This is a genomic window from Bosea vaviloviae (assembly GCF_001741865.1).
Lineage (GTDB): Bacteria > Pseudomonadota > Alphaproteobacteria > Rhizobiales > Beijerinckiaceae > Allobosea > Allobosea vaviloviae.
Map to the genome: position 1 here is coordinate 2,030,671 of NZ_CP017147.1, position 20,519 is coordinate 2,051,189.

At 65.6% G+C, this 20,519-nt stretch carries 23 protein-coding genes; 15 read left to right on the forward strand and 8 right to left on the reverse strand.

What is annotated here, in order from left to right:
• Nucleotides 1-33 precede the first annotated feature (33 nt).
• The 3 genes from BHK69_RS09515 (at nt 34) to truA (ending at nt 2,415) form a co-directional block, all read left to right on the forward strand.
• On the forward strand, nt 34-555 hold the full coding sequence (locus tag BHK69_RS09515; protein WP_069689888.1) for a peptide deformylase: 522 nt from the start codon (nt 34-36) through the stop codon (nt 553-555).
• 34 nt (nt 556-589) lie between these two features.
• Complete coding sequence (fmt, locus tag BHK69_RS09520; RefSeq protein WP_069689889.1) at nt 590-1,519, forward strand: methionyl-tRNA formyltransferase; 930 nt, start codon at nt 590-592, stop codon at nt 1,517-1,519.
• A gap of 158 nt (nt 1,520-1,677) precedes the next feature.
• Nucleotides 1,678-2,415 carry a tRNA pseudouridine(38-40) synthase TruA gene (truA, locus tag BHK69_RS09525; RefSeq protein ID WP_069689890.1) on the forward strand — a complete coding sequence of 246 codons (738 nt, stop codon included), beginning with the start codon at nt 1,678-1,680 and terminating at the stop codon, nt 2,413-2,415.
• Nucleotides 2,416-2,649: 234 nt separating this feature from the next.
• On the opposite strand, the gene BHK69_RS09530 is transcribed toward truA, so the two are convergent.
• The 3 genes from BHK69_RS09530 to BHK69_RS09540 all read right to left on the reverse strand — a co-directional run bounded on the left by BHK69_RS09530 (nt 2,650) and on the right by BHK69_RS09540 (nt 4,936).
• Nucleotides 2,650-3,237, reverse strand: coding sequence for a hypothetical protein (locus BHK69_RS09530; RefSeq protein ID WP_069689891.1), 588 nt, complete (start codon nt 3,235-3,237; stop codon nt 2,650-2,652).
• A 68-nt stretch (nt 3,238-3,305) separates the two neighbouring features.
• A complete protein-coding gene (gene dapE, locus BHK69_RS09535) occupies nt 3,306-4,511 on the reverse strand; it encodes a succinyl-diaminopimelate desuccinylase (protein ID WP_069689892.1) in 1,206 nt (401 codons plus the stop codon).
• The gene (locus tag BHK69_RS09540; protein ID WP_069689893.1) at nt 4,451-4,936 is read right to left on the reverse strand and encodes a DUF805 domain-containing protein; all 486 of its coding nucleotides are present in this window, start codon (nt 4,934-4,936) and stop codon (nt 4,451-4,453) included. Before BHK69_RS09540 ends, dapE begins: the two co-directional genes overlap by 61 nt.
• 186 nt (nt 4,937-5,122) lie before the next feature.
• Here BHK69_RS09540 and BHK69_RS09545 point away from each other — a divergent pair, with 186 nt between their 5' ends.
• The 9 genes from BHK69_RS09545 to BHK69_RS09585 all read left to right on the forward strand — a co-directional run bounded on the left by BHK69_RS09545 (nt 5,123) and on the right by BHK69_RS09585 (nt 13,579).
• On the forward strand, nt 5,123-5,737 hold the full coding sequence (locus BHK69_RS09545) for a ribonuclease D (protein WP_069689894.1): 615 nt from the start codon (nt 5,123-5,125) through the stop codon (nt 5,735-5,737).
• A gap of 124 nt (nt 5,738-5,861) precedes the next feature.
• Nucleotides 5,862-6,644 (forward strand): LPS export ABC transporter periplasmic protein LptC, encoded by a 783-nt coding sequence (gene lptC, locus BHK69_RS09550; protein WP_069689895.1) that lies wholly within the window; start codon nt 5,862-5,864, stop codon nt 6,642-6,644.
• A gap of 1 nt (nt 6,645) precedes the next feature.
• A complete protein-coding gene (locus tag BHK69_RS09555) occupies nt 6,646-7,425 on the forward strand; it encodes an LptA/OstA family protein (protein ID WP_158516181.1) in 780 nt (259 codons plus the stop codon).
• Between the two features lie 116 nt (nt 7,426-7,541).
• On the forward strand, nt 7,542-8,363 hold the full coding sequence (gene lptB, locus BHK69_RS09560) for an LPS export ABC transporter ATP-binding protein (protein WP_069689896.1): 822 nt from the start codon (nt 7,542-7,544) through the stop codon (nt 8,361-8,363).
• 174 nt (nt 8,364-8,537) lie between these two features.
• On the forward strand, nt 8,538-10,067 hold the full coding sequence (rpoN, locus tag BHK69_RS09565; RefSeq protein WP_069689897.1) for an RNA polymerase factor sigma-54: 1,530 nt from the start codon (nt 8,538-8,540) through the stop codon (nt 10,065-10,067).
• A gap of 93 nt (nt 10,068-10,160) precedes the next feature.
• Entirely contained in the window at nt 10,161-10,940 is a 780-nt protein-coding gene (hpf, locus tag BHK69_RS09570; protein WP_342029749.1) for a ribosome hibernation-promoting factor, HPF/YfiA family, read from the forward strand.
• Between the two features lie 85 nt (nt 10,941-11,025).
• Nucleotides 11,026-11,487: a PTS IIA-like nitrogen regulatory protein PtsN gene (gene ptsN / locus BHK69_RS09575; protein WP_069693517.1), complete on the forward strand. Its 462-nt coding sequence runs from the start codon at nt 11,026-11,028 to the stop codon at nt 11,485-11,487.
• Between the two features lie 122 nt (nt 11,488-11,609).
• Complete coding sequence (locus BHK69_RS09580; protein ID WP_069689899.1) at nt 11,610-13,226, forward strand: fumarate hydratase; 1,617 nt, start codon at nt 11,610-11,612, stop codon at nt 13,224-13,226.
• On the forward strand, nt 13,223-13,579 hold the full coding sequence (locus BHK69_RS09585) for a hypothetical protein (protein WP_069689900.1): 357 nt from the start codon (nt 13,223-13,225) through the stop codon (nt 13,577-13,579). Before BHK69_RS09580 ends, BHK69_RS09585 begins: the two co-directional genes overlap by 4 nt.
• 2 nt (nt 13,580-13,581) lie before the next feature.
• Here the strand turns inward: BHK69_RS09585 and BHK69_RS09590 are convergent, their stop codons facing one another.
• The gene (locus tag BHK69_RS09590) at nt 13,582-14,586 is read right to left on the reverse strand and encodes an alpha/beta hydrolase family protein (RefSeq protein ID WP_244548450.1); all 1,005 of its coding nucleotides are present in this window, start codon (nt 14,584-14,586) and stop codon (nt 13,582-13,584) included.
• Complete coding sequence (locus BHK69_RS09595; protein WP_069689901.1) at nt 14,583-15,440, reverse strand: AraC family transcriptional regulator; 858 nt, start codon at nt 15,438-15,440, stop codon at nt 14,583-14,585. The genes BHK69_RS09590 and BHK69_RS09595 overlap by 4 nt, the downstream gene beginning before the upstream one ends.
• Before the next feature lie 239 nt (nt 15,441-15,679).
• Here BHK69_RS09595 and BHK69_RS09600 point away from each other — a divergent pair, with 239 nt between their 5' ends.
• Nucleotides 15,680-16,336, forward strand: a complete 657-nt coding sequence (locus BHK69_RS09600; RefSeq protein WP_069689902.1) for an MBL fold metallo-hydrolase — start codon at nt 15,680-15,682, stop codon at nt 16,334-16,336.
• Nucleotides 16,337-16,550: 214 nt separating this feature from the next.
• Here BHK69_RS09600 and BHK69_RS09605 read toward each other — a convergent pair whose 3' ends face one another.
• From BHK69_RS09605 to efp, 3 genes are all read right to left on the reverse strand, one after another.
• Nucleotides 16,551-17,018 carry a GNAT family N-acetyltransferase gene (locus BHK69_RS09605; protein ID WP_069689903.1) on the reverse strand — a complete coding sequence of 156 codons (468 nt, stop codon included), beginning with the start codon at nt 17,016-17,018 and terminating at the stop codon, nt 16,551-16,553.
• Nucleotides 17,019-17,039: 21 nt separating this feature from the next.
• Complete coding sequence (locus BHK69_RS09610) at nt 17,040-17,558, reverse strand: DUF1993 domain-containing protein (RefSeq protein ID WP_148663361.1); 519 nt, start codon at nt 17,556-17,558, stop codon at nt 17,040-17,042.
• A 124-nt stretch (nt 17,559-17,682) separates the two neighbouring features.
• Nucleotides 17,683-18,252 (reverse strand): elongation factor P, encoded by a 570-nt coding sequence (gene efp, locus BHK69_RS09615; protein ID WP_069689904.1) that lies wholly within the window; start codon nt 18,250-18,252, stop codon nt 17,683-17,685.
• Nucleotides 18,253-18,368: 116 nt separating this feature from the next.
• Between efp and epmA the strand changes: the two genes are divergently transcribed.
• Both epmA and BHK69_RS09625 read left to right on the forward strand, forming a co-directional pair.
• The gene (gene epmA, locus BHK69_RS09620) at nt 18,369-19,433 is read left to right on the forward strand and encodes an EF-P lysine aminoacylase EpmA (RefSeq protein ID WP_069689905.1); all 1,065 of its coding nucleotides are present in this window, start codon (nt 18,369-18,371) and stop codon (nt 19,431-19,433) included.
• Nucleotides 19,430-20,482 carry a lysine-2,3-aminomutase-like protein gene (locus BHK69_RS09625; RefSeq protein ID WP_069689906.1) on the forward strand — a complete coding sequence of 351 codons (1,053 nt, stop codon included), beginning with the start codon at nt 19,430-19,432 and terminating at the stop codon, nt 20,480-20,482. Before epmA ends, BHK69_RS09625 begins: the two co-directional genes overlap by 4 nt.
• The last annotated feature ends 37 nt before the right edge of the window (nt 20,483-20,519 follow it).

The following is a 20,519-nucleotide window of genomic DNA, read 5'->3' on the forward strand; positions in this document are numbered from 1 at the left end:
CGGCAACCTCGAAAAATTCCGCGCAGAGCCCCCATGGCCATTCGTCCACTCGTTATCCTGCCCGATTCCGTCCTGCGTCAGGTTTCTGCGCCGGTCGATACGATCACTCCCGAGATCAAGACGCTCGCCGCCGACATGCTGGCGACGATGTATGACGCGCCCGGCATCGGGCTCGCCGCGATCCAGATCGGTGTGCCCAAGCGCATCGTGACGATCGATCTCTCGAAGAGCGATGACGAGGAGAAGGTCCCGATGGTCTTCGTCAATCCGGAGGTGATCTGGACCTCCGAGGAGATGAGCACCCATGAGGAGGGCTGCCTCTCGATCCCCGAATATTACGAGGAGATCGAAAGGCCAGCTTCGATCAAGCTCCGCTATATGGATCTCGACGGAAAGACCCAGGAGATTGCCGCCGAGGGCCTGCTCGCCACCTGCCTGCAGCATGAGGTCGACCATCTCAACGGCGTGCTGTTCATCGATTATCTGTCGCGGCTGAAGCGCGAGCGCGTGACCAAGCGCTTCGCCAAGGTCGCCAAGCGCGAAAGCGCGGCGTGAGTGCAAAGGCTACGGTTGGGGTCATGTTCAGCGTATGAGCTTACGCGTCATCTTCATGGGCACGCCCGATTTCGCCGTGCCGACCCTGACCGAGATCATCGGGCAAGGCCACGAGGTCGTGTCCTGCTACACCCGCGCCCCGGCGCAGGCTGGGCGGGGGCTCGATCTCAAGCCGTCGCCGGTGCAGCGCGCGGCCGAGCGCTTCGGCATCCCCGTCTTCACGCCCAAGACCCTGAAATCGGAAGAGGCGCTCGAGACCATCGCCTCGCATCAGGCCGATGTCGCGGTCGTCGTCGCCTATGGCATGATCCTGCCCCAGGCGATCCTCGATCTGCCGGAGCTCGGCTGCCTGAACCTGCACGCCTCGCTGCTGCCGCGCTGGCGCGGCGCGGCTCCGCTCCAGCGTGCCGTCATGGCCGGCGACGCCGAGAGCGGCGTCTGCGTCATGAAGATGGAAGCCGGCCTCGACACCGGCCCCGTTGGCATGGTCGAGAGCTTGATGATCGGCCCGGACATGACGGCGGGCGAATTGCACGACCGGCTGGCGCCGCTGGGCGCGGATCTGATGGTGCGCGCGCTGGCGGCACTCGGCCGCGGCGGCTTGCGCTTCACGCCGCAGCCGGAGGAGGGCGTGAGCTACGCCGCCAAGATCGGCAATGCCGAGGCGAAGCTGAACTGGGCGCGCCCGGCCAAGCAGGTTCATGACCTCGTGCGTGGTCTCTCGCCCTTTCCCGGTGCTTTCGCCGAGATCGATCTCGGCAAGGGCCCGGAGCGATTGAAGATCTTGCGCACGGCGCTGGCGGGTGGGGCGGCCGAGCCCGGCACCTTGCTCGACGGCGAGGGCACCGTCGCTTGCGCGGAGGGCGCGGTGAAGCTGCTGCAGGTCCAGCGCGCCGGCGGGCGACCTGTCACCGGGGCGGAATTCCTGCGTGGGACGAAGCTTACGGCCGGCGCGAAGCTCTAGAGCGTTTTCGAGCGAAGTGGACACCGGTTCGCGTGAAGAAAACGCGTCAAAACAAGGAGCTAGAGCATTTTCGCGATTCGTAGAAACGCGGAAATGCTCTAGAGTATGAGCATGACGTTGCCCGAAAACCGCCGTGCATTGTTCGGCATCAGGCTCTGATGCCGCGCTACAAGCTCGTCATCGAATATGATGGCACGCCGTTCTCGGGCTGGCAGCGCCAGCTCAACGGGCCGTCGGTGCAGCAGAGTGTCGAGGAATCGATCGAAGGCTTCTGCGGTCATGCCGTGCGCCTGCATTGCGCCGGCCGCACCGATGCCGGGGTGCATGCGACGCATCAGGTCGCCCATGTCGATCTCGACAAGGACTGGCGCAGCGACGTCGTGCGCGACGCGACCAATGCGCGGCTGAAGCACCTGCCTGTCGCCGTCGTCAGCGCAGAGATCGTGCCCGGCGATTTCGACGCCCGCATCTCGGCAAAGCGGCGCTATTACATCTACCGTATCCTCGACCGCCGCGCCCAGCCGGCGCTCGATCGCGACAGGCTCTGGCATGTTCCGATCAGGCTCGATCACGAGGCGATGGACCGCTCGGCCAAGGCCCTGCTGGGCCATCACGACTTCACGACCTTCCGCGCCGCCGAATGCCAGGCCAACAGCCCGATGCGCACGCTCGACCGCTTCGACGTCCGGCGCGAGGGAGCCGAGATCGTGGCCTATGTCCATGCCCGCTCCTTCCTGCATCATCAGGTCCGCTCCATGGTCGGCTGCCTGAAGATGGTCGGGGCCGGGCGTTGGCCGGAAAACAAGCTCGGCAAGGTCCTGGCGGCGCGCGACCGCTCGCAATGCGCGGCGCTGGCGCCGCCCTCGGGGCTCTATCTGGCGGGCGTGGATTACTAGAGCAGCATGACCTGATTTGGAAACACCGCCGTCATTCCAGAGCGATCCGCAGGATCGAGCCCTGAACCCATAACCACGGAGTTGCAAGATCGGGTGCTACCGCCGTCGCGCCTTACCCGTCCCCACCTGAGGATATGGGTTCCAGGCTCAGGCCTTCGGCCTGCCCCGGAATGACGGCGTGGTTCCAGTAGAGCAGGGTGCGAAAAACCGGTTCCCGCTTTTTTGCACCCTGCTCTAGAAGCCCCACAGCCCCAGCAGCCGCGCGAGGCCAAACTGGCCAAGGAAGCTGGCGCAGACGATCGTCATGGCGAGGCCATGCTCCGCGCCGAGCGTCACCTTGGCGGCGGCGTAGCGCAGCCGCGCCACGATCGCCGCGAAGGCGAGCCATTGCATCGCGGCGATCTCGGGCGTCGACCAGCCGATCGCATGCACGGCGGCCGGGACCGCCAGCAGGCCGGCCGAGAGGATCTCAGTCCAGTTCCAGGCGATGATGAAGCCCGACAGGGCAGGGGAGCGCGTGAGATGCGGGGCGAGCGCGACGAGCAGCGCCGGCACGCAGAGGAAGGCGGCGGCCTGCGAGGCGATGACGGCGATCACCAGCGGCGCCGAATGAAACAAGCCATCGCTATTGGGAAGGCCGGCGATGCTCCGTTCGGCAGCGAGCACCGCGACCATCGCCGGCAGCGTCAGCACGGCTGCGCCATAGGAACGCAGGAAGCCCTCGCTCGACAAATCGAGTTCCGGCAGCGCTTTGGCGCCCTGGGACATCAGACGCCACGAGCCGCGCAGAGAGCGCGCCACATCATCGGCAGCAAGCGCCATGGCCGACACTCCAATGATCAATCTTAGACTTTCGTCTAAGACTCATATTGGCATGCCGGCCGCGATGGTCAAGGTGCATGTTGCGGTGCAAAATAGCTGTCGAGCAGCCTGTGCGTGATCCGCTCCAGCGCCGTCAGGTCCGCCACGGCGACGCGCTCATCGATCTGATGCATGGTCTGGCCGACGACGCCATACTCCACCACCGGGCAATAGTTCTTGATGAAGCGGGCGTCGGAGGTGCCGCCGGTGGTCGACAGCGCCGGGCGCTTGCCGGTCTCGGCCTCGACCGCATCCGCGACCATGGCGACGAAGGGGCCGGGCTCGGTCAGGAAGGCGACGGCGTTGGTCGGCTGGAAGGTCAATTCGTACCGCACCAGGTTGCCGGCTGCCTCGCGCAAACGCCGCTCGATCTCGGCGGCGAGCGTGTCGGGCGTCCAGACATCGTTGAAGCGGATATTGAACACGGCCTTGGCCTGCGCCGGCACGACATTGCTCGAGGGATTGCCGACGTCGAGCGTCGTGACTTCGAGATTGCTCGGGTCGAAATGCGCGGTGCCACCATCGAGCGGCGCCGCGTCGAGCGCCGCCAGCAGCCGCACCATGCCGCGAATCGGATTGTCGGCGAGGTGGGGGTAGCCGACATGGCCCTGTTTGCCGTTGACCGTGAGCTTGCCGGTCAGCGAGCCGCGCCGGCCGATCTTGATCATGTCACTCATGCTCGCGGGATTGGTCGGCTCGCCGAGCAGGCAGTGGTCGAAGCGCTGGCCTTGGCTCTGCGCCCAGGCCAGCAGCTTGACCGTGCCGTTGATTGCGGGGCCTTCCTCATCACCGGTGATCAGGAAGGCGATCGAGCCGGGGGCCTGCGGGTTGTCGCGGCGGAAGCGCAAGGCGGCGGACACCATGGCGGCGAGGCCGCCCTTCATGTCGCAGGCGCCGCGCCCATAGAGCACGCCGTCGACGATCTCCCCGCCGAAGGGATCGCGCGTCCAGGCCTCGGCGTCGCCGACCGGCACGACATCGCTATGGCCGGCAATGGCGAGGACGGGTCCCTCTGTGCCGATGCGGGCATAAAGGTTCTCGATATCGGGCATGCCGTCCGCGCTGAAGACGGGACGGTGCACGCTGTAGCCCGCCGAAGCCAGCACGGCCGCGAGCAGCGACAAAGCGCCGCCCTCCGCCGGCGTCACCGACGGGCAGCGCACCAGCGCCTGTGTCAGGGCGACGGGATCGGTTGGGTCGAAGGCGAGGAGGGGTGCGTCGAGCTCTTGGTCCATGCCCTCGCTTTAGCATCGGCCGCAGCCTCCGCAACCCGCTCGTCGTCATGGACGGAAGGCAGCATCCCCAGATCGACGAGAGCGACCAGCCAGGCAAGCAGCGCTATCGTGTCGAGCGAAGGCCCCCAGACATAGGATGACAGGAACGGCTTGAGCTGGCCGGGCAGCACCATCGCGCAGACCAGCAGGATGCCGAACAGCGCCGTGCCGCCACGATCGGTCGAGCGCTTGGCCGCCAGCGCGGCCCAGGGAAACAGGGCAAAGGCATTGGCGAAGGCGATGATCGGGCCGGTATGTCGCCCGGCGAGATGCGGCGCACCATGCTGGATCGCGAGAAGCATCAGCGCCACCAGGGCGCTGCCGAACCAGAAGCGGGTAAGCCCGATGCGTCCATCGAAATCGGTCAGCAGGCGGAAAAGGGACATGGCGAGGCTCCGATCCTGCCGTTCTCGCATGCATGGGTGGGCGAAGGAAGTTTATGGTGAATAGAAGGTTAACGCGGAAAAGGCTTGAATGGCGACAGCCGCGCCGCTAGCTGCGGAGCGGCTGCCGCAAGGAATGCGTCAGTCAGGTTTCACGGGGCGCTTGCGCCGCAGAGCGAGGTTTGCGCCATGACGATCCGTTTCCATCGCGGTGATCTGCCTGACGGCTTCGTCGCCGGCCCCAGCGTCGCGATCGATACCGAGACGCTCGGCCTGAACCCGCATCGCGACCGGCTCTGCGTGGTGCAGCTCTCGCGCGGCGACGGCACCGCCGATGTCGTGCAGATCCTGAAGGACGGCGAGACGCCGGCGAACCTGATCCGCCTGCTCACCGATCCGTCGGTGCTGAAGCTGTTCCATTTCGCGCGCTTCGACGTCGCCGTGCTGCGCCAGGCCTTCGGCGTCGTCACCGGCCCGATCTATTGCACCAAGATCGCCTCCAAGCTGACGCGCACCTATACCGACCGCCACGGCCTGAAGGATCTGGTCAGGGAGCTGTTGGGAATCGAATTGTCGAAGCAGCAGCAATCCTCGGATTGGGGCGCCGACACGTTGAGCGAGGCGCAGCTCACCTATGCCGCGTCCGACGTGCTGCACCTGCATGCGCTGCAGGCGCGGCTGGATGCGATGCTGGCGCGGGAGGGCCGCACCGAGCTGGCGCAGGCCTGTTTCGGCTTCCTGCCGCATCGCGCCGAGCTCGATCTCTCCGGCTGGGCGGAAAACGATATCTTCGCGCATACTTGACAAATTCTAAGTCATCCAGCGTCTGTCTGGAGCGAAGCAGGCGGCGCGAGGGGCGCGATGCTGCCAGGCTGGCGACACGAAAAAGCCGTTAGCGACTGCCATTGCGCGGGGCATGACTGTGGCTATGACATCGAACGACTGGACTGGGCCGTCCTCGGGGGACGCCGCCCACCGGCTGGCTGCCTTCAAGGCGGCGCGCCGGCATACGCTATTGGTGCGCCTGTTGCGTCGCGCCATCCCGATCACTGCGGTCGTCGCGGTGCTCGGGCTGGTCGTGGCACCGTTCTTGAATCCGCTGCGCGGCCTGGCGAATGTGTCGCTCGGCGCGGTCGGCATCTCGAACGGCAAGGTCAAGATGGAGACGCCCAAGCTCTCCGGCTACCGCAAGGATAACCGGCCCTATGAAGTCAACGCCGAGGCCGCCTTGCAGGATATCCGCAACCCGACGCAGGTCGAGCTGATGGCGCTGACGGCCCGGATCCAGATGGAGCGCGAGGGCTGGGTCACGGTCAGCTCGCGGACAGGCTTGTTCGACACGCAGAAGGAAAAGCTTCAGCTCGTCGATAATGTCCATGTCCGCACCGAAACGGGCTATGATATCCACATGCGCACCGCCGATATCGACTTCAAAGGCGGCACGGTGGTCTCGAAGGAACCGGTCAAGGTCAATCTCGGCACGACCACCATCGATGCCGATACGCTCGATGTGAAGGATAATGGTGCGCTGATCGCTTTCCAGGGACATGTCCGTGCGGTTATCCTGAATGCTCCGGCCGGCACGCTCGCCGGCCCCGAACGTCAAGGCAGCACGCCGGCGCCGGAACTGCTGGCGCCGCGCCAGGTTGTTCCGGCAGACGGCGCGGCGGCGTCGCCCGCTGGCCTTCCCGACACCGAAACGAGACAGTGACATGCGCCAAGCGTCAAAGCTTCCTGGAACGATCGGCAAGACTGCCCTGGCCGGCAAGACCGCCCTGGCCGGCAAAACGGCCCTATTCGTCCTGACTGCCGCGCTTGCTTTCGCCGCGCTGGTTCCCGGGGCCGCCCAGGCGCAGGCGAAGAAGGCCCGTGGCGGTGGCGATTCGGCGCTTGGCGGGCTCGGCGGCGACAGCAAGGAGCCGATCAAGATCGACGCCGACAAGCTCGATGTGCTCGACAAGGAGAATCGGGCCGTCTTCACCGGCAATGTCGTGGCGGTGCAGGGCGAAACGACGGTGCGTTGCACGGTGATGACCGTGTTCTATGAGGGGCGCAACGGTCAGCAGGGTGGAGCTGGAGCCGCGAAGGCGACCGCTTCGACCGCCGCGCCTGCCGCCGCACCCGCCGCTGCGCCGCCGGCCGGCGGCAATGCGAACGACAGCAGCATCAAGCGCATCGAATGCAAAGGGCCGGTCACGGTGGTCTCCAAGACCCAGGCCGCGACCTCGGATAATGCGGTCTTCGACCGCGCCCACAATGTCGTGATCATGACCGGCAATGTTGCGCTGAACGACGGTCCCAATATCACGCGCGGCGAGAAGCTGACCTACAACACCGTTACCGGCATCGCCAATGTCGAGACCAATGCCGGTGGTCGCGTGCAGGGCTTCTTCGTGCCGAACTCGACCGAGGCCGGCAAGAACGAGGCGGGCAAGCCCACGCCTGCCAAGCCGGCTGCCGGCGGCGCGCGCCCTGCCACGCCGACGAATTAAGAACCGCTTCGTAAAGACCCACTCACGGGGCGCCGGCCCCTCTCCGTTCCCAGACCAGGCCAGCGCTCGCAGTGACCATTTCCGATACGCCGCAAACCGATCTCTCTCAGGCCGTGATGGCACGCGGCGGCCCGGGCCTGTTTGGCCGCATTCGCGGCTTGTTCGGCGCGCGCGAGGGCACTGACACCGTGCCGGTCGCAGCGGCGATCGGCGGACCGGGCGTGCTCGCCGTCAGCGGGCTGCGCAAGAGCTATGGCGGGCGCACGGTCGTCACGGAGGCGAGCCTGTTCGTGCGCCAGGGCGAGGCGGTCGGCCTGCTCGGCCCCAACGGCGCCGGCAAGACCACGATCTTCTACATGATCACCGGGCTCGTCCCCGCCGATCTCGGCGTCATCTCGCTCGAAGGCAACGACATCACCGATTTGCCGATGTACCAGCGCGCCCGGCTCGGCATCGGCTATCTCCCGCAGGAGGCCTCGATCTTCCGGGGCCTGAGCGTCGAGGACAATATCCGCGCCGTGCTCGAAGTGGTCGAGCCCAACCGCAAGGCGCGCGAGCGCCAGCTCGACCAGTTGCTCGAGGAGTTCAACATCGCCCGGCTGCGCAAGGCGCCTTCGATCGCGCTGTCAGGCGGCGAACGGCGGCGCTGCGAGATCGCGCGTGCGCTCGCCGGCAAGCCCTCCTTCATCCTGCTTGACGAGCCTTTCGCCGGCATCGACCCGATCGCTGTCGGCGACATCCAGGCGCTGGTGCGGCAATTGACCGATCGCGGCATCGGCGTGCTGATCACCGACCACAATGTCCGCGAGACGCTCGGCCTCGTCGATCGCGCCTATATCATCCACACCGGCCGCGTGCTGACGGAAGGCTCGCCGGCCGAGATCATCGCCAATCCCGATGTCCGCCGGGTTTATCTGGGCGAGGATTTCCGGCTCTGAGCCGCTGAGACCGGGTGATTCAGCCGCAATCGCGGCTTCATGCTGCAGCGCATTAACTTCCCTGCTCAATGCTGAGGCAAGGGCTTTGACGCGCCGCTCTCGCGCCGCTAGGCTCTAGCCACAGGCAAGAAGCGTGCCGAAATGGCGCGCTGGCATGAAAGGGTTACGAGCGCAATGGCGATGATGCCGCGCATGGAGCTGCGCCAGGGCCAGTCCCTGGTGATGACGCCGCAACTTCTGCAGGCGATCAAGCTTCTGCAATTGTCGCATCTGGAGCTGCAGAGCTTCGTCGAGGGCGAGCTTGAGCGGAATCCGTTGCTGGAGCGCGACGATGTGACGGAGGGGCCTCTGCGCGCCAATGGCGGCGACGGGCCGCTCGCTGTCGATGCTGAGACCTTTGCCCGCTCGGAGAGCCTGAACAGCCAGGAAGGCATGGAAAACCGGCTCGGCACCGGGCTCGACAACGTCTTCCAGGGTGAGCAGCCCAGCGTGGCGCGGCTCGACACGCGCGGCGCCGATTCCCTGCCGATCATCGGCGGCGCCTATGGCGGCTCCGGTGGGTCCTTCGAGGAGGGGCCGGACGGTTTCGAGAGCGGGCTGACGGTGGAGGCGTCCCTCCATGATCATCTCAGCGGCCAGCTCGATCTGGCGGTCACCGACCCGGCGGACCGGATCATCGGCCGGCACCTCATCGATGCGGTGGATGATTCGGGTTATCTCGGCGAACCGGTCGCGGAGATGGCCGAGCGGCTCGGCATCACGGTGGCGCGGATCGAGGGCGTCCTGAGCATCGTCCAGGGCTTCGATCCCTCGGGCGTTGCGGCGCGCGACGTCTGCGAATGCCTCTCGATCCAGCTACGTGACCGCAACCGCTTCGACCCGGCGATGCAGACGCTGGTCGCCAATCTCCATCTCGTCGCCAAGCGTGATTTCGCGGCGCTGAAGCGCATCTGCGGCGTCGATGACGAGGACATCGCCGATATGGTCGCCGAGATTCGGCGGCTCGATCCCAAGCCCGGGCGCGGTTTCGGCGGCGCGACGGCCGAGACGGTGGTGCCCGACGTCTTCATCCGCTCGGCGCCCGACGGCTCCTGGCTGGTCGACCTCAACCCCGACACGCTGCCGCGCGTGCTGATCAACCAGACCTATCACGCCCGCGTCTCCAGGGCGGCGCGCAGCGATGAGGACAAGGCTTTCATCGCTGAATGCCTGCAGACCGCGAACTGGCTGACGCGCTCGCTGGAGCAGCGCGCCCGCACCATCCTGAAAGTCGCCAGCGAGATTGTGCGCCAGCAGGACGGCTTCTTCGCCCATGGCGTCGAGCATCTGCGGCCGCTGAACCTCAAGACGGTGGCGGACGCCATCGGCATGCATGAATCGACCGTCTCGCGTGTGACCTCGAACAAATATCTGATCTGCTCGCGCGGTGTTTTCGAGATGAAGTACTTCTTCTCGGCTGCCATCGCCGCGACCGGCTATGGCGAGGCGCATTCGGCCGAGGCGGTGCGCTTCCGCATCAAGCAGATGATCGACGACGAAACGCCGGCGGACGTGCTCTCGGATGACGCCATCGTCGCCAGGCTCAAGGCGGGTGGCATCGACATCGCGCGGCGCACCGTCGCGAAATACCGCGAATCGCTGCGCATTCCCTCATCGATGGAGCGCCGCCGCGAGAAGGTCGCGATGGCGATGGGCAGCCGCTGAGCCGCCGTCCGAGGTTTTTCGCCTCCGTACCTTCGTGAACTCCCGATGCGGCACCACGCAAGTCGAGCCGCGTCCCAAGGTGAGACTGTCACCATGAAACTGCCGTACCAGGCTGGATCATTCTTCCATTCAGGTGCGGCGATTCCGTGTACATTTTCTGTCTCGCTCGTCCTTATGGACATGCCGGTCATGAAAGCCGATCAACGCATTGACATCCCCGTGACCCCGTTCTTACCTCCTAAGGATGGCCGGCTACTGGCCATGGTTAATAAGGGGAAGCACTCCATGAGCTTGCGAATCTCCGGCAAGAATCTCGATGTCGGCGAGGCCCTTCGCGGCCAGGCCGAGACCCGCGTCGCGGCCGCGCTCAGCAAATATTACGAGGGCGGCTATCAAGGTCACGTCACCGTCGCCAAGGACGGTACGGCGTTCAAGACCGACGGCGTGCTGCATCTGTCCTCTGGAATCACGCTCGAGGCTTCGGGTACGGCGCATGACGCCTATGCCAGCCTCGACAAGATGGCCGAACGCATCGAGAAACGGCTGCGTCGTTACAAGCGTCGATTGAAGGACCGCTCGGCTTCGACCAATGGCCGCGAGGCCGGCATCGAAATCCCCAGCTATGTGATTGCGGCGCCGGACGACGATCTCGAGGAGATCGAGCTCGATATGGCCGGAGATCACCCGGTTATCGTGGCCGAAGCCACCAAATCCTTCCATGTCATGACGGTTGGCGACGCTGTCGCCGAACTCGATTTGACCGGCGCTCCCGTCGTCATCTTCCGCCATGCTGGCAATGGCCGGATGAACGTCGTATACCGCCGGCGCGACGGCAATATCGGGTGGATCGATCCCCCGGCGTCGCTGTCGTAAGGCCAGCGGGAGGCTCCCCGGCTTTCAAATCTGACCCGCGCTGCATGGCTCTCCGGGCCGGCACGGGACATGCATGGACTGGCGCATGACGCTGATCGATCTCCTGACACCGGCTGCGGTGATTTCGCCGCTGCGGGCCAATGGCAAGAAGCAGGCGCTGCAGGAACTCGCCCAACACGCGGCGATGATTACCGGCTTGCCTGAGCGCGAGCTCTTCGAGGCGCTGCTCCAACGCGAGCGCCTCGGTTCCACGGGTATCGGCGATGGCATCGCGATTCCCCATGGGCGCATGCCCGGCATCGACAGGTTGGTCGGGCTGTTCGCCCGCGCCGAAAAGCCGGTCGATTTCGACGCACTGGACGGCCAGCCCGTCGACATCATCTTCGTGCTGATCGCGCCCGAGGGCGCCGGCGCCGACCATCTCAAGGCGCTTGCCCGCGTTGCTCGCGTGCTGCGCAACCATGCCGTGCTGGAGCAGGTCCGCAAGGCCCGCGACCCGGCTGCGATCTACGCGATCCTGGCGGAGTCGGCCGCGAAGGCGGCCTGACTGGAACCGTTTGAAGCTGGGCTTGGACAGCGTGCGCCAAGCCGCTATGACGCCATGCACAATGGCGTTGCGCTGAGATGGTTCTGAGCGTGGCGCGTCACCCCGCCTCGGAGCCTCCGTCCATGGCCTATACGCATGTCGATCTCTTCCCGCTCGGCGACGACGCCACGCCTTATCGCAAGCTGGGCAGCGAAGGGATCTCGGTCGAGAAACTCGGCGATCGCGAGGTTCTGACGGTTTCGCGCGAGGCGATCCGCCAACTCAGCGAACAGGCCTTCATCGACATCAACCATCTGCTGCGGCCGGGCCATCTCGCCCAGCTGGCAAAAATCCTCGACGATCCCGAGGCGACCTCAAACGACAAGTTCGTCGCCTATGACCTCCTGAAGAACGCCAACATCTCGGCCGGCGGCGTGCTGCCGATGTGCCAGGATACCGGCACGGCGATCATCATGGGCAAGAAGGGCCGCAAAATCTGGACCGATGGCGATGACGAGGCGGCGCTCGGCGAAGGTGTCGCCGACGCCTATTTCAAGCGCAATCTGCGCTATTCCCAGGTCGCTCCGCTCTCGATGTTCGAGGAGAAGAACACCGCGACCAACCTGCCGGCGCAGATCGACATCTATGCCGAGGGCGAGGACGCCTACAAATTCCTCTTCGTCGCCAAGGGTGGCGGCTCCGCCAACAAGACCTTCCTGTTCCAGGCGACGCCCTCGCTCCTGACCAAGGACCGCATGATGGCGTTCCTGAAGGAGAAGATCCTGACGCTGGGCACCGCCGCCTGCCCGCCCTACCACCTTGCCATCGTCATCGGCGGCACCTCGGCCGAGCAGAACCTCAAGACCGTCAAGCTCGCCTCGACGAAATATCTCGACGCGCTGCCGACCAAGGGCTCGCCCTCCGGCCATGCCTTCCGCGATCTTGAGATGGAGGAGGAGGTGCATAAGCTGACGCAGTCGCTCGGCGTCGGTGCACAGTTCGGCGGCAAGTATTTCTGCCATGACGTTCGCGTCATCCGCCTGCCGCGCCATGGCGCCTCGCTGCCGATCGGGCTCGGCGTCTCATGCTCGGCCGATCGCCAGGCCAAGGGCAAGATCACCAAAGACGGCATCTATCTCGAGGCGCTGGAGACCAACCCGGCCAAATATCTGCCCGAGGTCGAGGATGCTTCGCTCGGCGGCGCGGTCGTCAAGGTCGATCTCAACCGTCCGATGAGCGAGATCCTCAAGACGCTGTCGCAATATCCGGTCAAGACCCGGCTCTCGCTGACCGGCACGATCATCGTGGCGCGCGACTCGGCCCATGCCAAGATTCGCGAGCGGCTGGAGACCGGGCAGGGCATGCCCGATTATTTCAAGAACCACCCGGTCTATTACGCCGGCCCGGCCAAGACGCCCGAGGGCATGGCCTCGGGCTCGTTTGGGCCGACCACGGCCGGCCGGATGGATTCCTTCGTCGACCAGTTCCAGTCCTTCGGCGGTTCGATGGTGATGCTCGCCAAGGGCAACCGTTCCGCCGCGGTTCGGGAAGCCTGCAAGACGCATGGTGGCTTCTATCTCGGCTCGATCGGCGGTCCCGCCGCGCGGCTTGCGCAGGACTGCATCAAGAAGGTCGAGGTCCTGGAATACCCCGAACTCGGCATGGAGGCGGTCTGGCGCATCGAGGTCGAGGATTTTCCGGCCTTCATCGTCATCGACGACAAGGGCAACGACTTCTTCAAGGAGTTGAACCTCGGATGAGGGGTTTTGCTGCCGCAAGCTTCGGAACCGCATGCCTCGGATTTGCCGTGCTCGCCACGGCAGGCGAGGCGATGGCGCAGGGGCGGGCGGGTGCGCCCGCGACCTGCTCGCGCGACCTGTTCCAGAATGAAGGCGCGCTGCGCCGCCAGCTGACACGATTGCAGGCGGTCGCGACGGCCGATCAGGCGACGCAATGCCGGACCTGGCGCGAGCATGTGGGCTTCCTGCAGAGCGCGCGTTCGGTGTTCGCGACCTGCCAGAGCGGTGCCCAGCGCGAACAGAATGTCGGCTTGATGGATACCGAGCTGGCCGAATACCGCGTGCTGCTCGCCAATCGCTGCGGCAAGCGCTGATTCTATCGGGCCTCAGGTGGCTGGCCGAGCTGCGCCTTGAAGAAGGCGAGCACGCCGGCGTTGAAATCGGCATGGAAAGCGGCTCGGTCGAAACCGGGCTGATCGCTGCAGAGATCCGCAGCCGATTGGGCGAGCTCCGCCGGGCAGGGCGGCAGGAAGGAAAAATGCTGGGAGCCCGGCACGACGCGGAAATCGGGTTTCATCGGCAGCAGGCTGGCTATGCCCACGATGCTGGCCGGGGTCACGCCGTCGCCGCCGCGCTCGGAGCCCCAGAGCTGAACCGGCACCCGCACGTTCCTGAAGCTCTCCTCCGTAAAGAAGACGCTGAGCGGATCGGCGATGACGGCCGCCTTGATGCGTGGATCATGGCTGAGTTGCGGAAGTCTTCCCGCGCGAACCTGCTCGCACAGCGGGTCGCTCTTGTCCTCGCAGAGTCTCAGGCGCTTGCCGAAATATGGGGTGGCGCCGATGGCGACGAACCCGGTATAGCCGCCCCGGGAAAAGCCGAAGAAACCGATCCGCCCGGCATCGATCCTGGCCGCATCGGGCCATGAGCCGAGCATGTAATCGACCGCGCGCTTGATGTCGGCCGGCCGCTCGACGAAGACCGAGAACTCAGCCGTGCGGCTCTTGTCCTGGCTGGTGTCGCCGGGGTGATTGATGGCGACGACGATGAAGCCGACATCTGCCAGAGCCTCGGCCGTATCGCGATGTCCGAGGAAGCTGCCGGTCCTGCCATGCGAGATCACGATGAGCGGGCGCTTCTCGCCCGCGAGCCGGCAGTTCATGCTGACGGACATGGCGAAAGGTCCGAGCCGTACCGCGCTCGGCTGCTGGCTGCATGGATACCAGACCGCTCCTTTGAGCGGCTGGAGTGCGCCTTCGGCAGGGATGTCGACGGCTTTGAACCCGGCTGCCTGTGCCAGTGAGGCCGCAAGGCCAAGGCCAAGGCCAAGGCCAAGCCCAAGACCAAGGGCGATGCAGGGGAGCAGGCGGCGGAGATTCATGGCGCGCTCGCGTTGCGGATGGGGATGAACAGGTCGGTACGCAGGGCGGCGGGCGCTATTCCGCGCGACGACGTATCGAGATAATGCTCCAGCGTGGGCCGATCATCCGGCTCGTAGCCGCTGTCCGGCATCCACCTCCTATAGATTGCCTGTGCGGCAGCGTTGATGCGGGTGTACGGACCCACCAGCCGGAGCACGACATAGCGGCCGCCGGGGAGCTCGAGCGTTTCGACTTCGGAACCCTCTGGCCAGGGATCGGGCGAGGCGATGGCGGCGTAATAACTGAAACGGTCGGCATATCGGGGATTGCCGAAGGAGGCGCCCCATTTCTCCGAGATGGCTCGCGTGCCGGCGCGCAGACGCAGTTGCCTGTGCGTGTGAGGAATGGTCGCGAACGACCCGACATGGCGCAGCGCATGCAACCGCTGCGCCGGTCGCTCGACGATCTTCACGGTCGGCGTGGCTTCGTCGTCGTCGACGAACGCCCCGTCGACAGTGAGGATCGCGCGCCTCATCTGCTGCCGAAAAGCACGCGGCGACTGTCCGGTGAACTGGTGAAAGGCGCGGGTGAAGGCTTGCGGGCTGTCATAGCCGATAGTCAGCGCCACTTGCGTGACGCTGTCGTCGGAGCTGGTCAGGAGGCGTGTCGCGAGAGCCAGCCGGACGCGACGGAGCGTGGCGGTCACGGTCTCACCCACCACGCCGGCGTAGACGCGGTGAAAATGGAAAGGCGAGAAATGCGCGAGGCGTGCCAGGTCGTCGAGATGCAGGTCGGCGATTGGATTGCCGATGATGGCCGCAACCGCACGCGCCACCCGAGCGCGATAATCCCGTTCTGTGCGATCCCGTACCATGGCGGATAGCCTGCCCTATCTGAGAGCCGGAAACTTAGCTGCTTTTGCTGAAATGCTGTGACTGGGCCCGGCCCGGCGCCTCATCGTGCATCCCAATTCACCTCGCAATCGCCTCGCCCTCGAAATGCACCGCGGCGAATGGGTTTGGGCAAGGCGGCATTTGGAGTATGGCTGTCGCACTGCGGCTCTGCGATATGTCACTGCCGGGTTTTTGATGTGAGCAGCCACGGGATTGATGGATGACTAGCGATACGACCGCCCCGCTGAGCATCGCCGTCGTGCCGGTGACGCCCTTCCAGCAGAATTGCTCCATCGTCTGGTGCACCAAGACGATGCAGGCTGCGATCGTCGATCCCGGCGGCGATGTCCCGCAGATCCAGCGCGCCTTGGGCGAGCTTTCGGTGACGCCCGTCGCGATCTGGCTGACGCACGGCCATATCGACCATGCCGGTGGCGCGGCCGATCTCGCCGACGCCTTGTCGGTGCCGGTCATCGGTCCCCATGAGGCGGACAAGTTCCTGCTCGACGATCTGCCGGCCTCGGGCCTGCGCTTCGACATGCGCGGCATCAGGCCGGTGACGCCGACGCGCTGGCTCACTGAGGGCGATGAAGTCACGGTCGGGGAGGTCGCCTTCTCGGTCGCGCATGTACCCGGCCATACGCCGGGCCATGTCACCTTCTTCCAGAAGGACCTGCGCTTCCTGCTGGCGGGCGACACGGTCTTCGCCGGCTCGGTCGGCCGCACCGATTTTCCCTATGGCAGCCACGAGACGTTGATCGCCGGCATCAAGGCCAAGCTCCTGCCGCTGGGCGACGACGTTCAGTTCCTGCCCGGCCACGGCCCGGCGAGCACGCTCGGCGAGGAGCGCCTGAACAACGAGTTCCTGCAAGGTTGACGCGAAAAGACCGCTGATACGAAAAGACCCGCAGCGGATAACCGCTACGGGCCCTGGAAGAACCAACGGCCATGTCCTGAACGGCTGCGCGTACATCCGGCGTCAAACGTTCGGCTCATGGCCGTCTTCACCGACGCTGGAGGACAGTGGAACGCCCTCGACATCGTCGTGATCCCTATATGGGAGAGCAATGCGGCGGTTTCAAGGGCGCGCATCAGCTTCGGTCCGGACGCCATTCATAGAGGATGTCCGGTTCACCTTCCTCATTGCCTGTCCCGTCGCCCATCTCGACGATGTGGAAGCCATGAGCTTCGTAGAAGGCGCGGGCGCGGGCATTGCGCTGGAAGGTGAACAGCGTGAGCCGGGCCGGGCTCAGCTCCTTGGCCTTGGTGAGCATCAGCGAACCGATGCCGCGGCGATACCAGCCCGGCAGCAGGTAGAGCTGGTCGAGATCCTCGCCCTGCAAAGCGAGGACGCCGACGATGCTCTCGCCCGATCTGGCGATCCAGGTTTCGCGAGTCGTCAAAAGCGTGTCGGCAATCCAGCGGCGCGTCTGCGCGTCGCTGTGGACACGACGCAGGAACGGCAGGGCTTGAGTGCGGGAGGCAAGATAGAGCTCGGCGATCTCGGCGGCGTCGTCGGCCGTGGCGCGCTCGATCCGCGTTGCATCGCGGCGTTTCATCTTGCCTCCCCGCTAAAGAGCTCAGGCGTCGAGAACGCCGTGCAGGAAGTCGCTCTTGCCGATCTGGATGCCGTTCTCGCGCAGGATCGCATAGGCGGTCGTGGCGTGGAAATAGAAGTTCGGCACGGCAAAGCGCGTGAGGTAGGTCTCGCCCTTCATCGTCACCGTCGCCGACGGGCCGCGCGGGAAGGTCACATCCTTGGCGAGGCCCGCATCCAGCGCTGCATCATCGGTGTTCGCGACGAAGGCCAGCACCTTGGCGATGCGCGCCTTGAGCTCGGCGACGGTGGTCTCTTCGTCGGGAAATTTCGGATTCTCGGCGCCGCTGACCCGTGCCGCCGCGTTCTTGGCGAAATCGCAGGCGAGCTGAATCTGGCGCGTGAAGGGCAGCATGTCGGGCGACAGCCGCGACGACAGCAGAACCGCCGGGTCGATCTTGCGCTCGGCGGCCTGCGCGGCCGCTTTGTCGAGGATGGCGTCGAGCGCCTTGAGCGTCTGGATGAAGCCGGCAAACGCGGCGGAGCGGGCGGTCAATGGCATCAGATCATCCTCGGATACGAAGACGGGCCCGGATGGGCCCGTCGCATCGCGAATATAGTTGCTGCCACGCCGTATACAGGGGCCGGCTGCGAACAAAGCGCGCCGAGATCAATCCTCCCCGAGATCAATCCTTGGCGCGCTCGACATAGGCGCCGGTCTCCGTCATCACCACGATGCGGACGCCGGGCCCGATATGCGGGGGAACGGCGGTGCGCACGCCGTTGACCAGGATCGCGGGCTTGTAGGAGGACGAGGCGGTCTGGCCCTTGGTGACCGGCTCGGTCTCGGCGACCTCGACGACGACGCGCTGCGGCAATTCGATCGAGACCGCCTTCTCCTCGAACACCGAGAGCGAGACCTTCATGCCTTCCTGGAGATAGGGCGCCATGTCGCCGACCACGTCGCCATCGACGTTGATCTGGTCGAAGGTTTCGGGGTTCATGAAGACGTATTGCTCGCCGTCCTGGTAGAGATAGGTGTAATCGCGATCCTCGACATAGGCGCGCTCGACCTGCTCGGTCGTCTTGTAGCGCTGCGTCATCTTGGTGCCGTCATGGATCCGGCGCATGTCGATCTGTGTCGTCGGCGTGCCCTTGCCGGGGAAGAAGCTCTCGGCCGAGAGAACCGAGCAGAGATGCCCGTCGAGCTCGAGCACATTGCCCTTGCGGACGGATGAAGCGATGACCTTAACCACGTGAAGCTTCCTTGACTGGTGCGCGGCTCTTGCGCGCGCTATTCGAATTCGTTGCCGCGCAACTACCGCATTCGCGGGCGAAACGGAAGCTGTCAGACGCTTTGACGCGAGACCCTATGAACGACGGACCTCCTCCCTTCTGGCGGCCGGACATCCATGCCGACCGCCGGCACGCCTTGCTGGCGCGCGGGCGCATCAAGAGTGCGCTCCGGCGCTGGTTCGAGGCGCGCGATTTCGTCGAGGTCGAGGCGGCGATCCTGCAGCTCTCGCCTGGCAACGAGACGCATCTCCACGGCTTTGCGACGGTCTTGATCGACGATGCCGGCGCGGGCCACCCCTATTACCTGCACACCTCGCCCGAATTCGCCGCCAAGAAGCTGCTGGCGGCGGGCGAGCCGCGGATCTTCGATTTCGCCCGCGTCTTCCGCAACCGCGAGCGCACGGCGCTGCACCATCCCGAATTCACGATGCTGGAATGGTACCGGGCCGGCGAGGACTATGAGAGTTTGATGGCCGACAGCGCCGCGCTGCTGGCCGAGGCCGCGCGGGCGGCAGGCGCCACATTGCTGCAATGGCGCGGCGTGGAGGCTGATCCCTTTGCCGAGCCTGAGCGCCTGACGCTGCACGACGCCTTCGCGCGCCATGCCGGCATCGATCTGCTGGCGACGATCGGGCAAGACGGCGCGACCGATCGCGCTGCGCTCGCGAGAGCCGCCATCGCTGCCGGCATCAGGCTGGTTGAAGACGATAGCTGGTCCGACATCTTCAGCCGCGTCCTGTCCGAACGGATCGAGCCGCATCTCGGTCAAGGCCGTGCCACGATCCTGTGTGAGTATCCGATTTCCGAGGCCGCCCTGGCGCGGCCCAAGCCCGGCGATGGCAGGATTGCCGAGCGCTTCGAGCTTTATGCCTGCGGCGTCGAGCTCGCCAACGCCTTCGGCGAACTCACCGACCCGGCCGAGCAGCGCCGGCGCTTCGAGGCCGATATGGACGAGAAGGCGCGCATCTACGGCGAACGCTACCCGGTCGACGAGGATTTCCTGGCCGCGCTCGCGCAGATGCCGCAGGCTTCGGGCATCGCGCTTGGCTTCGACCGGCTGGTGATGCTCTGCACGGGTGCGCCGCGGATCGAGGATGTGCTCTGGACGCCGGTGGCGGAACCGGGCAGGAGGCAGGCATGAACGCCCATACGCCCATGCGGAGCATCGATGCGCTGATCGCGCAGGGGCTCGTCGCGCCTGAAAAGCGTGACGGGCTGGATGCCGTCGCCCGGCGCTACGCCGTCTCCGTGACGCCGGCCATGGCGGCTCTGATCGACCCCGCCGACCCAGCCGACCCGATCGCGCGGCAGTTCGTGCCCGACTCGGCCGAGCTTGTCACCTTGCCGCAGGAACTGGCCGATCCAATCGGCGACGAGGCGCATTCGCCGGTCGAGGGCGTGGTCCATCGCTATCCCGATCGCGCCTTGCTCAAGCTTGTCCATGCCTGCCCTGTCTATTGCCGCTTCTGCTTCCGCCGCGAGATGGTCGGCCCCGGCGGGGATGCGCTGACCGGCGAGAAGCTTGACGCGGCGCTGGCCTATCTCGCCTCCCGGCCGGAGATCTGGGAGGTCATCATGACGGGCGGTGACCCGCTGATCCTCTCCGCCAGGCGCGTCCGCGAGATCGCGGCGCGGCTTGCCGAGCTCGCGCATATCAAGGTCGCGCGTTGGCATACCCGTGTGCCGATGGTCCAGCCGGAGCGCGTCACGGCAGACTATGCTCGGGCGCTTCGCGTCCCCGGCAAGGCGAGCTACATCGCGGTCCATGCCAACCACCCGCGCGAATTCACTGATGCCGCCTGCGCCGCGCTCGCCCGCCTCAATGATGCCGGCCATGTGCTGATCAGCCAGAGCGTTTTGCTCAAGGGCGTCAACGCCGATATCGAGACCCTTGGCGCGCTGATGCGCGCCTTCGTCGAGAACCGGGTGAAGCCTTATTACCTACACCATCCCGATCTCGCGCCCGGCACCTCACAGTTCCGGCTCTCGCTGGAGGAGGGGCAGGCGCTGGTCAAAAGCCTGAGGGGCCATCTTTCAGGGCTGTGCCAGCCGACCTATATCCTCGACATCCCTGGTGGGGCAGGCAAGATCCCGGTCGGTCCCGCCTTTCTCTCGGGCTGCGAGACACCCGGCGCGGAGGCTTTCGCCGAGGATCGCCATGGTGAGTTTCACCGCTACCCGCCGGCCTGACGCATAGAGCCGCCAGCGTGCGGCCATGGAAGGACAT